13 protein-coding genes are annotated in these 14,562 nt (G+C 71.9%); 1 reads left to right on the top strand and 12 read right to left on the bottom strand.

Annotation, left to right across the window (positions count from 1 at the left end):
- Positions 1-4: 4 nt before the first annotated feature.
- From RIN46_RS05655 to RIN46_RS05630, 6 genes are all read right to left on the bottom strand, one after another.
- On the bottom strand, positions 5-781 hold the full coding sequence (locus tag RIN46_RS05655) for a septum formation initiator family protein (protein WP_309080440.1): 777 nt from the start codon (positions 779-781) through the stop codon (positions 5-7).
- A 110-nt stretch (positions 782-891) separates the two neighbouring features.
- Positions 892-2,172: a phosphopyruvate hydratase gene (gene eno / locus RIN46_RS05650; RefSeq protein WP_309080441.1), complete on the bottom strand. Its 1,281-nt coding sequence runs from the start codon at positions 2,170-2,172 to the stop codon at positions 892-894.
- 67 nt (positions 2,173-2,239) lie between these two features.
- Positions 2,240-2,914, bottom strand: coding sequence for a MazG nucleotide pyrophosphohydrolase domain-containing protein (locus tag RIN46_RS05645; protein WP_309109446.1), 675 nt, complete (start codon positions 2,912-2,914; stop codon positions 2,240-2,242).
- A 122-nt stretch (positions 2,915-3,036) separates the two neighbouring features.
- Positions 3,037-4,266 (bottom strand): adenosine deaminase, encoded by a 1,230-nt coding sequence (locus RIN46_RS05640; protein ID WP_309080442.1) that lies wholly within the window; start codon positions 4,264-4,266, stop codon positions 3,037-3,039.
- An 88-nt stretch (positions 4,267-4,354) separates the two neighbouring features.
- A complete protein-coding gene (locus RIN46_RS05635; RefSeq protein WP_309080443.1) occupies positions 4,355-5,332 on the bottom strand; it encodes a nucleoside hydrolase in 978 nt (325 codons plus the stop codon).
- Positions 5,333-5,419: 87 nt separating this feature from the next.
- Entirely contained in the window at positions 5,420-6,871 is a 1,452-nt protein-coding gene (locus tag RIN46_RS05630; RefSeq protein WP_309080444.1) for an MFS transporter, read from the bottom strand.
- A gap of 191 nt (positions 6,872-7,062) precedes the next feature.
- Here RIN46_RS05630 and RIN46_RS05625 point away from each other — a divergent pair, with 191 nt between their 5' ends.
- Entirely contained in the window at positions 7,063-7,833 is a 771-nt protein-coding gene (locus tag RIN46_RS05625) for a GntR family transcriptional regulator (RefSeq protein WP_309080445.1), read from the top strand.
- Positions 7,834-7,922: 89 nt separating this feature from the next.
- On the opposite strand, the gene RIN46_RS05620 is transcribed toward RIN46_RS05625, so the two are convergent.
- The 6 genes from RIN46_RS05620 to RIN46_RS05595 form a co-directional block, all read right to left on the bottom strand.
- Positions 7,923-8,504 (bottom strand): DedA family protein, encoded by a 582-nt coding sequence (locus RIN46_RS05620; protein WP_309080446.1) that lies wholly within the window; start codon positions 8,502-8,504, stop codon positions 7,923-7,925.
- A 154-nt stretch (positions 8,505-8,658) separates the two neighbouring features.
- On the bottom strand, positions 8,659-9,969 hold the full coding sequence (locus tag RIN46_RS05615; protein WP_309080447.1) for a thymidine phosphorylase: 1,311 nt from the start codon (positions 9,967-9,969) through the stop codon (positions 8,659-8,661).
- A gap of 58 nt (positions 9,970-10,027) precedes the next feature.
- On the bottom strand, positions 10,028-10,450 hold the full coding sequence (locus RIN46_RS05610) for a cytidine deaminase (protein WP_375141849.1): 423 nt from the start codon (positions 10,448-10,450) through the stop codon (positions 10,028-10,030).
- Position 10,451: 1 nt separating this feature from the next.
- Complete coding sequence (locus RIN46_RS05605; protein WP_309080448.1) at positions 10,452-11,741, bottom strand: ABC transporter permease; 1,290 nt, start codon at positions 11,739-11,741, stop codon at positions 10,452-10,454.
- Positions 11,738-12,952 carry an ABC transporter permease gene (locus tag RIN46_RS05600; protein ID WP_309080449.1) on the bottom strand — a complete coding sequence of 405 codons (1,215 nt, stop codon included), beginning with the start codon at positions 12,950-12,952 and terminating at the stop codon, positions 11,738-11,740. Before RIN46_RS05600 ends, RIN46_RS05605 begins: the two co-directional genes overlap by 4 nt.
- Entirely contained in the window at positions 12,949-14,529 is a 1,581-nt protein-coding gene (locus tag RIN46_RS05595; protein ID WP_309080450.1) for an ABC transporter ATP-binding protein, read from the bottom strand. Before RIN46_RS05595 ends, RIN46_RS05600 begins: the two co-directional genes overlap by 4 nt.
- Between the last annotated feature and the right edge of the window lie 33 nt (positions 14,530-14,562).

Genomic DNA, 14,562 nt, shown 5'->3' with positions numbered 1-14,562 from the left:
GGTCTTAGTCGGTGGCGGCGCGCTTGACGGAGTCCCACAGAGCGTCGACCCAGGGCAGATCCGCCGGGACCTCGGAGGGGCTCGCGTTCTCCGGCAGCGGCTCCCCGGCGGCTTCCGGCGGCTCGCCGACCACCATGTACTTCCGCTCGCCGGGCATCACCAAGTTTATCCGCTCGCGTGCCTGCTGCCTGATGTAGGCGGGGTCCTCCCACCGTTTGACCTGCGTCTCCAGGTGCTCCTGCTCGGCCTCGAGCGAGGCGATGGTCTCCTGCAGCGCGGTCAGCTCCTTGCGCTGCTCCATGTACACGCCCGCGCTGGGCAGCAGCAGGGCGGTGACGGCCGCGAGGACGACGGCGAGTGCGATCAGGCGGCCCGAGAAGCTGCGCGCAGGTACTGGGGCGGCCTCCGGCGAGCCCGTCTCCGCGGCCGCGGTGCCGCCCCGGTCGGCTGGGCCGGGACGGCCCGACCGGATCGCGCCGGACAGTTCGGCGCGCTGCTTCAACCGGGCCTCGGATTTCGGCAGCCGCAGCACCTCCGGCGATCCCGTGGACCGGGGCGCCCTGGGCTGGGAGGCTCCGGGCCGGGTCGCTCCGGGCTGAGAGGCCTGGGGCGCCTGCGCCGATCCGCCCCGCCCGGCGGGTCCCGCGGCCGGGTGCCCCTGGGGGCGATCCGCCCGGTCGCGCTGCCGCTGGGCGTCGTCGTTGCCCGCTGCCTCGGCGGGACGGGGAGGACGCGGCGCACCGTTGCCCGCGCGGGGCATCCTGGGGCGTCGGGTCGTCACGCTGTCCTCCTGTGGCCTCGGCGCTGGGCGGTCGCCGCAGCGCGGCGAGAAGTTCGAGGGGAGTCGTCCGCGGACGACTCCCCTCTCACTCTACGCGCTGGGCCCTACGCTCAGCCGTTGAAACGCGGGAAGGCGTCGCGACCCGCGTACACCGCGGCGTCGCCCAGCTCCTCCTCGATGCGGAGCAGCTGGTTGTACTTCGCGACGCGCTCGGAACGGGCCGGCGCACCGGTCTTGATCTGGCCGGCGTTGGTGGCCACGGCGATGTCCGCGATCGTGGTGTCCTCGGTCTCGCCGGAGCGGTGCGAGGTGATGGTGGTGTAGCGGCTGCGCTGCGCCAGCGACACGGCGTCCAGGGTCTCCGTGAGCGAGCCGATCTGGTTGACCTTCACGAGGAGGGAGTTGGCGGTCCCGCGGTCGATGCCGTCGCCCAGACGCTCCGGGTTGGTGACGAACAGGTCGTCGCCGACCAACTGGACCTTGTCGCCGATGGCGTCGGTGAGGGTCTTCCAGCCGTCCCAGTCGTTCTCGTCCAGCGGGTCCTCGATCGAGACCAGCGGGAAGTCGGCGACGAGGCCGGCGTAGTAGTCGCTCATCTCCTGGGCGGAGAGGGCCTTGCCCTCGAACTGGTAGGCGCCGTTCTCGAAGAACTCCGAGGAAGCGACGTCCAGCGCCAGGGCGATGTCGGTGCCCGGCTGGTAGCCGGCCTTCTCGATGGCGTCGACGATCAGCTCCAGGGCCGCGCGGTTGCTGGGCAGGTTCGGGGCGAAGCCGCCCTCGTCGCCCAGGCCGGTGGCCAGGCCCTGCTCCTTCAGCACGGACTTGAGGCTGTGGTACACCTCGACGCCCCAGCGGACGGCCTCGGTGAACGTCTCGGCGCCGATCGGAGCGATCATGAACTCCTGGATGTCGACGTCGGAGTCCGCGTGGGACCCGCCGTTGAGGATGTTCATCAGCGGCACCGGGAGGACGTGGGCGTTCGGGCCGCCCAGGTACTTGTACAGCGGGAGATTGGAGGCCTCGGCGGCGGCGTTGGCCACGGCGAGGGAGACGCCCAGGATGGCGTTGGCGCCGAGCTTGGCCTTGTTCGGGGTACCGTCCAGGTCGATCATCGTCTGATCGACGGCGCGCTGGTCGGTGGCGTCCATCCCCTGCAGAGCGGGCTGGATGGTGTCGATCACGGCGTCGACGGCCTTCTGCACGCCCTTGCCGAGGTAGCGGCCCTTGTCGCCGTCGCGGAGCTCGACGGCCTCGTACTCGCCGGTAGATGCGCCGGAGGGCACGGCGGCGCGACCCAGCGAGCCGTCGGACAGCAGCACCTCGACCTCGACGGTCGGATTGCCGCGGGAATCGAGAATCTCGCGGGCGTGGATGGCATCAATCAGGGCCATAGGGGAACTCCTCAGAATTGGATCGGATTCGGCCGTCATCACGCGGCACTCCGGTGGGCCACGAGCCCTAGCCTAGCGCCCGCGTCACATCGTCGGTAAAGCGTGTCACCGCGCCGCGCAGGGCGCGCTCGGCGTCCCAGCCGCGCTCACGGGCCAGGGCCACCAGCTCGAGCAGGTGGTCGCCGAGCTGGTCCTCGTCGGCGAGCTGCGGTTCGTCCGGCTCGACGCGGCCGCCGGCGCGGCGCCGGGCGGGAGCCCCGGCGCCGCCCGCCCCGGTCCGGGCGGCCTCCCACCGCGCGGCGCGGCCGAGCGCCTTGTCCGCCAGGGACAGCGCGGGGAGGTGCCGGGGCAGGCTCTGCAACGGGTTGAAGGCCGAGCCCTCCGCCGTGCCGGGTGCTTCGCGCTCGGCCCGCTTGGCCGCGTCCCACGAGGCGACGATCTCTTCGATCGAGTCCGGGTAGTCGCCGAGCAGGGAGCCGTCGGCGGCGAAGATGTGCCGGTTCCGCCGGACCATCTTGTCCGAGAGCTCCTCCGCGACATCGGCGAAGTCGAAGCTGCCGTGCTCGGCGGCGATGGAGGCGTGGAGAACCACCTGCAGCAGCACGTCGGCGAGCTCACCGCGGATCTCCTCCGGCGGGCGGGCGTCCTCGATGGCCTCGACCAGCTCGTAGCTCTCCTCCACCAGGTACTCGACGAGGGACGCGTGCGTGAGCCGGCGGGTCCAGGCGCAGTGGGTGCGCAGCGCATCGATGATGCCGAGGAGCCGCAGGACGGCGGAGACGCGACGGCCCGTCCGCGCGGCCCCGGCCCCGCCCGTGGGGGCGGAGGCGGCGCTCGGCGCGGACGGGCCGTCCGGGGAGACCGTCAGGACTGCTCCCCGGTGCCGTCGGAAGCAGCGCCGTCGGAAGCAGTGCCGTCCGAAGCAGCGTCGTCGGGCCCCTCGCCGGCGCCGAGCTCGGCGTAGGCCTCGTTGATGTACTCCACCAGGGACTCGCGGTCCTCGAGCGGCAGGAACGCGGCCTCGGCGGCGTTCAGCGTCAGCTCCAGGAAGTCGTCGAGGTCGTAGTCGAAGGCCTCGACGAGCAGCTCGAACTCGTCTGAGAGGCTCACGCCGGACATCAGCCGGTTGTCCGTGTTGATCGTGACGTTGAAGCCCGTCTGGTACAGCAGGTCGATCGGGTGCGTCTCGATGCTCTCGCCCCACGCCTCGACGGCGCCGGTCTGAAGGTTCGACGACGGGCAGACCTCGAGCGGGATGCCGCGGTCGCGGACCCAGTTGGCCACCGGGCCCAGCGTGACCAGACCGGTCGACTCGTCGACCTCCTCACCGTCGTCGTCGACGCCGCCGAACTCGATCTGGATGTCCTCGGCGACGCGGACGCCGTGCCCGAGGCGCTGGGCGCGGCCGATCACGAGTGCCTCGCGGATCGACTCGACGCCGTCCGCCTCGCCCGCGTGGACCGTCGCCGGGAACATGTTGTTCGCCAGCAGGGTGAACGCCTCCTCGAGCCGCGACGGCGGGAAGCCGTTCTCGGGGCCGGCGATGTCGAAGCCGACGGCGCCGCGGCTGCGGTGGCGCAGCGCGAGCTCGGCGATCTCGGTGCCGCGGTCCGACTGGCGCATCGCACTGATCAGCTGGCCGACCTTGATGAAGCGGCCCTCGGCCTCGGCGGCGGCGACGGCCTCGTCGAGGCCCGCCTGGACGGCCTCGACGACGTCGTCCAGGCTCAGGCCCTGGCGCAGGTGCTGCTCCGGTGCCCAGCGGATCTCGCCGTAGACGACGCCGTCGGCGACGAGGTCCTCCACGAATTCGCGGGCGACGCGCTGGAGGCCCTCGCGGGTCTGCATCACAGCGGTGGTGTGGTCGAAGGTCTCGAGGTAGCGCTCGAGGGATCCGGAGTCCGCGGACTCCAGGAACCAGCGGCCCAGCTCCTCCGGGTCGGTCGTGGGCAGCTCGTGGCCCGCCGCGGCGGCGAGCTCGACGATGGTGGCGGGGCGGAGCCCGCCGTCCAGGTGGTCGTGCAGCGACACCTTGGGCAGGGTGCGGAAGTCGAAGTCGGGAGAGTACGCGGTGCGGATCAGCTCGTCAGTCACAACTCCGAGTCTAGGGGCGAGCCGGCTCATTTGCAGTCCCCGCGCTCGTGGCCCCCCACGCCGCTCCGTCGCGGCGGCCCCGGGCGCCTCATGCGCCCGCCGCGGCAGTGGCCGCCACGGGAGCCGTCAGCGCCCGGGTGAGGTCCTCGGCGAAGTCCGTCCCGAGGCTCAGGACCACCCGGCACGTCGCCTCCGGGTGGTCGGCGAGGCCGCGGTAGCGGCCGCGCAGGTCGCAGATGGTCTGCCCGCGCCCGGGACCGTCGCCCGTGTCGACGACGACCGGGACCCGCGGGGCGGCGTCGGGCACCGCGGTGCCGAGCGCGACGGCCACGGCGAGCGGGTCGTGCATCGCCGAGCAGGCCCGCCCGAAGATGTCGCGGTAGAACTCGAAGTACTGCCCGAGCATCGAGGCGAGCACGCGCGGCGCCTCCTGCCCGGCGGCCGCGAGCCGGTCGAGGTGTGCCTGCTCCAGCACGTGCGCCATGGTCACGTCGAGCGGGACCAGGGTCACGGGCCAGCCGGCGGAGACGACCGCCTGCGCGGCCTCCGGGTCGTTGGCGATGTTGGCCTCGGCGACCGGGCTGACGTTGCCAGGTGCCAGCGCCGCGCCGCCCATGACCGTGACGGAGGCGACGAGCCCGGGCAGGCGCGGCTCCAGCTCGAGGGCGCGGGCCAGGTTCGTCAGGGGTCCGACGGCGACCACGCGCAGAGCACCGGGGTGCTGGTGCGCCAGGTCGACGAGCAGCTGGGCCGCGGACCGGCCGTCGACGGTCCGGTCCGCCGCCTCCAGCCGCGCGCCGCCGATGCCGTTGGCCCCGTGGACGTGCGGGGCTCCGCCGTCGTACGGATGGGTCAGGAAGTCGTGCTCGCCGACGGCGACGGGTACGTCGTCGCGCCCGAGGACGGCGAGCAGGTCGAGGGTGTTGCGAGCGGCCTGAGCGGCGTCGACGTTGCCGCTCACGGTGCCGATGCCCCGCAGGTCCGCGTGCGGCTGGGCCACGAGGTAGGCGAGTGCGAGGGCGTCGTCGATGCCGGTGTCGCAGTCGAAGTAGACGGGCGTGCTCATGCGGGGTCCTTCCACGGGGTTCGCTTCCAGGGGTTCGATTCCAGGGGTTCGGTTCCAGAGGGGCTCGGCGGCACGGTCGAGGGGCGGTCAGTCATCCGTCGCCGGCCTCGGGATCAGGAGTGCGACGGCGAACGCGACCGCCGCGATGGAGACCGAGATCCAGAGCGCGGGCCCGTAGCCGCCCTCCGCGGCACCGGCCACGGCGGGGGCCACCAGGACGACGCCGAGGCTCGCACCGATGCCGAACGAGGCACCGTTGATCCCGGGCAGCGTCCCCGGCGCCTCCTTCGGGGACAGGAGCGCGGAGAGCCCGTTGATGGCGGTGAGGAAGAAGCCGTTGTAGGTGACGCCCAGGGCGGCGACGGCCGCGAGGACGATCCACCGGTCCTCGACGAAGAGGGCGGCGAGCGCGGCGACCAGCAGCGTGAAACCGGACCCGAAGCGGAGCGTGGTGACCCAGCCGATGCGGGCCGTCAACCAGCCGGCGAGGGGTGCCGCGAAGACACCGAGCAGTGCGGCGGGCGTCAGGTAGAGCAGGGCCGCGGTCGACGGCGCGAGGCCGAAGCCGTGCTCGCCGTCCTGGCTGAGGACCACGACGGTGAAGTTCATGATCGCGAAGATGCCCGCGAGCGTGAGCACGGTGCAGGCCACGACCGTCCACACGGGCCGGGACCGCAGGTGGTGCACGGCGATCAGCGGGGACGTGCGGCGGCGCTCGACGAGGATGAAGGCCGCGAAGGCGATCGCGGTGGCCGCCAGGAGCGCGGGCGCCTGCGGCGAGCCCCAGCCGGCCTCGGAGCCGGCGTTGACGAAGTACGTCAGAGCGATCAGGAAGGCCGAGAGCAGGACGGCGCCCCACCAGTCCATGCGTCCGGAGGCCGCCTGCGCGTGCCGCGCGGGGACCACCTTGACGACGGCGACGACGGCGATGGCGGCCAGGCCGAGGATCACCCAGAAGATCGAGCGGAAGCCGTGGGACTCCGTCATGAGGCCCCCGAGATAACCGTCGAAGCCGGCGACGCCGCCGTTGACGGAGGCGAGGACGCCGACGGCGGTGCCGAACGCGCGACGCGACAGGTTCTCCTGCATCACGATGTAGCTCAGGGCGAAGATCGCGCTCGAGAAGCCCTGCAGGAAACGTCCGGCGACGAGGAGCTCGAGCGTCGGCGCGGCCAGGCACAGCAGGGTTCCGGCGGCCATGATCCCGATGACGATCAGGAGGGCGCGGCGCCGTCCGATGAAGTCGCTCCAGCGGCCCATGAGCGGCCCGGAGATGGCTCCCGCCAGGAAGAACAGCGACTGGACCTGGGCGACCGAGTCGGGCCCGACGCCGAAGTGCCGGGCGATGTCCGGCAGGGCGGGCGTCACCATGGACGCGTTGAGCTGGAAGGAGAGCACGCCCAGCAGCAGTGCGGTCACGAGGACGACGGCGCCCGGCCGCGTGCGCGGCCCCGCCGCCTCCTCCGCGGGCGCCGTCGGCACCGCGGTACCAGACCCGCGGTCCTGTTCGGCGACCGGCATCGCGCCGGGTTCGGTCATGGGTTCTGGCATCGCTCTGCACTCCCTCGTCGTCGTGATGCACACCACCATGGTGCGAGTTGTTATACAACCACGGATGACAACTATGTGCAATGCCCCGGTCGGACGACGAGTCGCCTTCCGCCGGTGGCGCGCAGCCGCGCCCGTGGGAGACTGGCATCGACTGCACGCGACCGATCGAACGAGGTGCCATGCTCTCTCCCGGCGACTACCCGTGGGCGCTGCCCGTCGAGCCGACTCCGGGCGTCCCCCTGCGGGTCGCCGCGTACTCGCGCGTCTCGGGCGCCATCCGGGACGGTCGGCTCGCCCCGGGCGCGCTCCTGCCCACCGAGAGCGAACTCGGCCAGCTCCTGAACGTCTCGCGCACGGTGGTCCGCGAGGCCCTCATGCTCCTCGAGGAGGACGGACTGGTCCGGGCCCGGCGCGGGGTGGGGCGCTTCGTCTCGCCCTCGCTGCCGCGCATCGGGATCGAGCGGATCCATCCCTACGAGCTCGTGTTCGCCGTCGACGGGCAGGCCGTGGACCTCGTGACGCAGACGGTGACCCGGCAGCCGGCGTCGGACTTCGTCGCCGCCCGGATCGGCGTCGCCCACGGGGCCGAGTGCCTCCTGTGGGAGTCGGTGCTCGCCCGCGCGGGCGAGCCCGTGGCCCACCTGCAGGAGCACGTCGCCGTCGCGGTGCTCGAGGGGAAGGACGCGGTGCTGCCTCCCGACGGCGCCGAGGACGGGACCGCCTCCCTCTTGGGTCGCCTCATCGGCGTGCTGGGACCGGGTTTCGGGCGGGGCGAGTGCCAGATCTCACCGGCCCCCGCGGGTGCCTCCCGCGCCGAGCCGCTCGCCCTGGCGCCGGAGGATCCGGTGCTCGTCCTGACGCAGACGGTGGCTCGCGCCGGTGCCCCGTTCTACCTCTCCAAGTGCGTGGTCCCGAGCCGGGCCGGGCACCTCGCGCTGCAGCAGACGTAGCCGCGGCCGGGGACCACTCCGCGTCCGAATGCGCCCGGGTCCGCTGGGGGCCGGCGCAGCCGCTGACCGGGCCCGGCCGCGGATCCGGATCAGTCGACGGCGTCGTGGGCGTCCGCGTGCTCCTGCCGCCGCCGCAGGACGAAGTAGATCAGCCGGTCCATGAAGTAGCCGAGTGCGATCGCGATGGCCACCGACACGACGATGGCCAGGACCTTGTGCTCCTCGAACCACTGCCCGGCGAGCGCGCCGATCGTCACGGAGTAGGCGGCCCAGAAGACGCAGCTCGCGACGTCGAAGGCGGAGAAGACCCCGCGGGGGTAACCGGTGGCCCCGGCGGTGAAGTTGACCGCGGTGCGACCGATCGGGATGTACCGTGCGGTGAAGATCAGGAGTCCGCCCCGGCGATCCAGCTCCCGCCGGGCGAAGCGCAGGACCCGTTGCGATCTCGGCCGACGCATCCATGCGAAACGCTGCGTTCCGAGCCTCGAGCCCAGCCAGTACGCGATCTGGTCCCCGAGGACTGCGCCCAGGGCGCCGAGGACCCCGAGGAGCACCAGGTCGGGATCGCCCGTGGACACGGCGACCGAGGCGAGACCCACCAGCAGGGACTCGCTGGGGACGATCGGGAAGAACGCGTCGATCGCGCAGAACGCGAAGACGATCAGCAGCACCCACCACTGGCCGCTGACATCCAGGATCGCCCCGTTGATCGCTTCGATCGCCCTCTCCCCTCACTGGTCCGTTTCCGTGCCGCCCGGCGCGGGTGGCGCGGCGACGGCGTAACAAGTCTGACGGATCGCAGGGCCCGATGGTTCCCGGCGTCGGCTACTCGGCGATGCGGTCGATGACGAGCCGCTGGTCGGGGCGGGCTCCCTCCGGGGCGATCACGGCGGCGCCCTCGAGGGCCTCCTGCGCCCTCTCGAACCGCTCCGGTGTATCGGTCAGGAGGGTCAGCAGCGGCTGGCCGCGCCGGACGGGATCTCCGGGCTTGGCGTGCATCCGCACGCCGGCACCGGCCTGGACCGGGTCCTCCTTGCGGGCCCGCCCGGCGCCGAGCCGCCAGGCGGCCACCCCCACCTGGAGCGCGTCGAGCTCGGTCAGGATGCCGTCCGCCTGGGCGTAGACCACCTCGGACTCCCTGGCCACGGGCAACGCTGCGTGCGGGTCCCCTCCCTGGGCGGAGATCATCCGGTTCCACACGTCCATGGCCCGGCCGTCCCTCAGGGCGGCGGCCGGGTCGGCGTCGTGCACGCCCGCGGCGGCGAGCATCTCCTCGGCCAGCCGCACGGTGAGCTCGACGACGTCGGCCGGGCCGCCGCCGGCGAGGACCTCGACCGACTCCTCCACCTCGATCGCGTTGCCGGCGGTCAGCCCGAGCGGCGTGCGCATGTTGGTGAGCAGGGCGACCGTTCTCACCCCGGCGTCGGTGCCGAGCGCGACCATCGTCTCGGCGAGCTCGCGCGCAGAGGCCTCGTCCTTCATGAAGGCGCCGGATCCGACCTTGACGTCGAGGACCAGCGCACCGGTCCCCTCGGCGATCTTCTTGCTCATGATGGAGGACGCGATCAGCGGGATGGCCTCCACAGTCCCGGTGACGTCGCGCAGCGCGTACAGCTTCTTGTCCGCGGGGGCGAGCCCGGAGCCGGCGGCGCAGATGACCGCGCCGACGTCCTGGAGCTGGTCCAGCATCTCCGCGTTGGACAGGTCCGCCCGCCAGCCGGGGATCGCCTCCAGCTTGTCCAGCGTGCCGCCTGTGTGCCCGAGCCCGCGCCCGGAGAGCTGCGGCACCGCCACGCCGAAGACGGCGACCAGCGGGGCGAGCGGCAGCGTGATCTTGTCCCCGACCCCGCCGGTGGAGTGCTTGTCCGTGGTCGGCTTGACGCCACCGTCCGGGGTCCGCAGCGACGAGAAGTCCATCCGTTCCCCGGAGGCGATCATGGCCGCCGTCCAGCGGGAGATCTCGGCGCGGTCCATGCCATTGAGCAGGATCGCCATGTTCAGGGCAGCCATCTGCTCGTCGGCGATGCCGCCGCGCGTGTACGCGTCGATCGTCCAGTCGATCTGCGCGTCGGAGAGCCGCCCGCGGTCGCGCTTGGTGCGGATGACGTCGACGGCGTCGAAGGCCTCGGTGCTCATGGTCTGCCTCTCGCTTCGGTGCGGGTCGTTGGGTTGGCGGCTCGTCGAGGACGGCGTTTCAGTACTTCACCAGGTCGTCGGGGCCGAAGGCGTCCGGCAGCACCTGGTCCATGGTCCGGACACCGCTGACGGTCATGAGCTCCATGCCCCGGCCGCGGTGCTCGAAGAGCAGCTGGCGGCAGCGGCCGCACGGCATCAGCACGCCCCCGTCGCCGCCGACGCAGTAGAACGCGCGCAGTCGGCCCCCGCCGGTCATGTGCAGCTCGCCGATCATGGTGCACTCGGCGCACAGCACCACGCCGTAGGCCGCGTTCTCGACGTTGCACCCGCTGACGAGGCGTCCGTCCTCGGTCAGCGCCGCGGCACCGACCGGGAACCTGGAGTACGGCGCGTAGGCCCGTCGCATCGCCGCGGTCGCCGCCTCCCGCAGGCGCTCCCACTCCGCCTCCGTCACCGGCCCGGTCCCCTCGGAATCGTTCACGTCAGTCCTTCGTGTAGGGCTGCCCCGACGCGGCGGGCGCCCGGGAGGCGCCCACCAGGCCGGCGACGGCGAGGATGGTGATGACGTACGGCAGCATGGCCAGGAAGTGGCTCGGCACCTCGGTGCCGGCCTGCGAGAGCACGTACTGGAGGTTGGTCGCGAAGCCGAACAGCAGCGAGGCGAGGAATGCCCCGATGGGGTTCCAGCGCCCGAAGATCAGCGCCGCCAGCGCGATGAAGCCGGTGCCGGCGGTCATGTCGCGGGAGAACTGCGAGACGGAGACGAGCGTGTAGAAGGAGCCGCCGAGACCGGCGACCGCGCCGCCGAGCAGCACGTTCATCACGCGCGTGCGGTTGACCTTGATCCCGACCGTGTCCGCGGCCTTCGGGTGCTCGCCGACGGCGCGTACGCGCAGGCCCCAGCGGGTCTTGTACAGACCCACCCAGAGGACGGCGACGACGACGAACATGAGGTAGCCGAGGACGGTCTGGTTGAAGAGCAGCGGGCCGAGGATCGGGATCTCGCTCAGGAGCGGGATCGGCAGGTTCGGCATGCGCGGAGGCGAGTTCAGGCCGGCGTCGCCGGAGAGCAGCGTGCCGAACAGGAAGCCGGTCAGGCCGGAGACGAGGACGTTGAGGACCACACCGACGATGATCTGGTTGACCTGGTACTTCACCGCGAAGAGCGTCAGCAGCGAGGAGACGACGACGCCGCCGACCGCGGCCGAGACCATGGCCCCGACCAGGGAGCCGGAGAGCGAGCCGCCGAGGGCCGCGGCGAACGCGCCGAGGAGGAGCTGGCCCTCGATCGCGATGTTGACGACGCCGGTGCGCTCGGCGAGCAGACCGCCCATGGATCCGTAGACCATGGGCAGGGCGAGCGCCAGGGTGCCGGTGAGGAGGCTCAGCAGGGAGATCGACGGGTTCGTCGCCTCGGCGACCATCCAGATCAGCACCCCGCTGACGAAGAGCACCGCGAAGACGGCCGGGACCCAGCCGGGCACGCCGCGGCCGGCGCGCCGGAGGGAGAACACGTACGCCGTCCCGGCGACCAGCAGCAGCGCGATCACCCAGCCGGCCGGCGTGACCGGCACGGCCAGCGCGGGGATCTGGAAGGCGTCCGACGCCGCCGAGAGGCGGAAGGTCGCGGTGCCGCCCGGTGACATCAAGGCGAACAGGACGAGCGCGATGAGCGCGCCGGCCGAGTAGAGGATCAGGGAGCGCCGTCCGACGCCGGCGGTGGGCGCCGCGTTCGAGGCGGAGGCGGGGGCGGTCTGGGTCCGGGTGCTCACTGGTCGCCTCCGACGGTGGCAGGGGCGCCTGCGGCGCGCTTCGGCTTCTTGCTCTTCTTCTCCCGGCGGTCGTTGAGACCGAACATCGCCCGCACGAGCGGCGGGGCCGCGATGAAGAGGACGATCAGCGATTGGACGACCAGGACGATGTCGATCGGCGTGCCGGTGGCGATCTGCATGGTGACACCACCGGCGCGGAAGGCGCCGAAGAGCAACGCCGCGAAGAAGACCCCGATCGGGTTGGACCGCCCGAGCAGCGCCACCGTGATGGCATCGAATCCGATGCTCGCGGCGATGGACTCGCTGAGGAACTTCTCCGTGCCGTTGACCTGCGCCGCACCGGAGAGACCGGCCAGGGCACCGGCGATGACCATCGCGAGCACGGTGACCTTGAAGGTGTCGATGCCGGAGGTCCGGGCCGCGGCCCGGTTGGCGCCGACGGCCCGGATCTCGAATCCGAGCGTCGAGCGGTTCATCAGCCACCAGGCGAACGCCGTCGCGGCGACCGCGACCAGGAAGCCCAGGTGCAGCCGGAAGTCGGAGCCGAGCAGCAGCGGATACTGGGCCGACGCGTTCACCACCGGGCTGACCGGGTTGGTCGACCCCTCGCGCTGCAGCGCGTTGTTGAGCAGGTAGCCCAGCAGGTTCAGGGCCACGTAGTTGAGCATGATGGTGAGGATGACCTCGTGCGCGCCCGTCCTCGCCTTGAGCCAGCCGACGATGCCGCCCCAGAGAGCGCCACCCAGCAGGGCGCCGAGCACCACGAGCAGCAGGTGCAGCGGCCACGCGAGCTCGAGCGTGAACCCGACCCAGGTGGAGAAGATCGCGCCGAGGATCAACTGGCCCTGGGCACCGATGTTGAAGAGACCGGCGCGGAAGGCGATCGCGACGCCGAGCGCCGCGGTGAGCAGCGGTGTCGCCGCCGTCAACGTCTCCGTCAGGGGGTGGACCATCCCGACGAAGGACGTCGCGTCGTAGTTGAAGACCGCCCCGCGGAACATGGCCGCGTAGGCGCCGGCGACGGCGTCCCAGGCGGCGGCGAGCATGTCGGTGGGACGGGCGAAGAAGTAGCCGGCCGCCGCGGTGGTCGCCTTGTCGGTGAAGGCGATCAGCAGACCGCCGACGATGAAGGACGCGAGGATGGCCAGGACCGAGACGAGCGCTCCGGAGCGGCGCAGCCGCTGGAGGGGTGTTCGGGTCGGGGAACTCATGCGATGCCTCCCGGCAGCTGCGGTTCGTCGGAGTCGGTGGTGGCCCGGCCGCTGCGCCCGGCCTCGGCGAGGGCCTCCTCCGCCGTCGAGCCGGCCATCATCAGGCCGAGGACGTCGCGTGAGGTGTTGCCCGGGACGATGCCCATGAGCCGGCCGTGGAAGAGGACGGCGATGCGGTCGCCGAGCTCGGCGACCTCGTCCAGCTCGGTAGAGACGACGATGACGGGGATGTCCTTGTCGCGTTCGGCGAGGATCCGGCGGTGGAGGAACTCGATCGATCCGACGTCGACGCCGCGGGTCGGCTGGGCGGCGATGAAGAGCTGCAGGTCGCGGGAGAACTCGCGGGCGAGGACGACCTTCTGCTGGTTGCCGCCGGAGAGCGTGGAGGCCGTGTTCTGCGCGGAGGGCGTCCGGATGTCGAACTCGCGGACCTTCTCCTCAGCGTTCTCGGCGATGAAGGCCGGCTTGAGGGCCAGGCCCTTGGCCACGGGAGCGCGGTCGTAGCGGTTGAGGACGAGGTTGTCGGCGATGCTGAACGAGCCGATGACGCCGTCGGTGCTGCGGTCCTCCGGGACGTAGCCGACACCCGAGTTGATGATCTCCTTGACGCTCCGGCCGAGCAGCTCCCGCCCCTCGAGCCGGATGGAGCCGGAGGTCCGCTCCGTCAGTCCCATGATGGCCTCGACCAGCTCGGTCTGCCCGTTGCCCTGCACGCCGGCGACGGCGAGGATCTCGCCCTTGCGCACGTCGAGGTCCACGTGGTCGAGGACCGGGACGCCGAGCTCGTCGATGACGGTCAGGTCGCGGATCTCGAGGGAGACGTCGCCGCCGTCGGAATGCTGGCGGCCGAGGCTGAGGTCCACGGCGCGGCCGACCATCAGGGACGCCAGCTCGGTGGCGTCGGCGCCGGGGTCCGCGGTGCCGACGACCTTGCCGCGGCGGATGACCGTGATCGTGTCGGAGACGGCCTTGACCTCGCGCAGCTTGTGGGAGATGAAGATGATGGCGGTCCCCGCGGCCTTGAGCTGGCCGATGATGTCGATCAGCTCATCCGTCTCCCGCGGGGTGAGGACCGCCGTCGGCTCGTCGAGGATCAGCAGGTCCGCCTTGCGGACCAGCGCCTTGATGATCTCCACCCGCTGCTGGACGCCCACCGGCAGGTCCTCGACGAGGGCGTCGGGGTCGACGTTGAAGCCGTAGCGCTCGGAGACCTCGCGGACGGCGCGGCGTGTCTGCTCGAGGTCGAGGATCCCGGCGGCCCGGGTCCGCTCGTCGCCGAGGGCCACGTTCTCGGCGACCGTGAAGACGGGGACGAGCATGAAGTGCTGGTGCACCATGCCGATGCCGTGCGCCATCGCGTCGCCCGGGCCGCGGAAGGCGACGGGCTCGCCGTCGATCAGGATGCGCCCCGCGGTGGGCTCGTAGAGGCCGAACAGGACGTTCATGAGGGTCGACTTGCCGGCGCCGTTCTCCCCCAGCAGGGTGTGCACCGTGCCGGGCTCGACGACCAGGTCGATGCTGTCGTTGGCCACGAAGTCGCCGAACGCCTTCGTGATGCCTTGCAATTCGAGTTTCATGGGCCTTCCGGACCGTTCAGGGGGACGTTTTCG

Origin of the sequence: Zhihengliuella sp. (assembly GCF_031178195.1) — a bacterium.
In the GTDB taxonomy this organism is placed as follows: domain Bacteria; phylum Actinomycetota; class Actinomycetes; order Actinomycetales; family Micrococcaceae; genus Zhihengliuella.
This window is presented reverse-complemented; position numbering and strand designations above follow the sequence as displayed.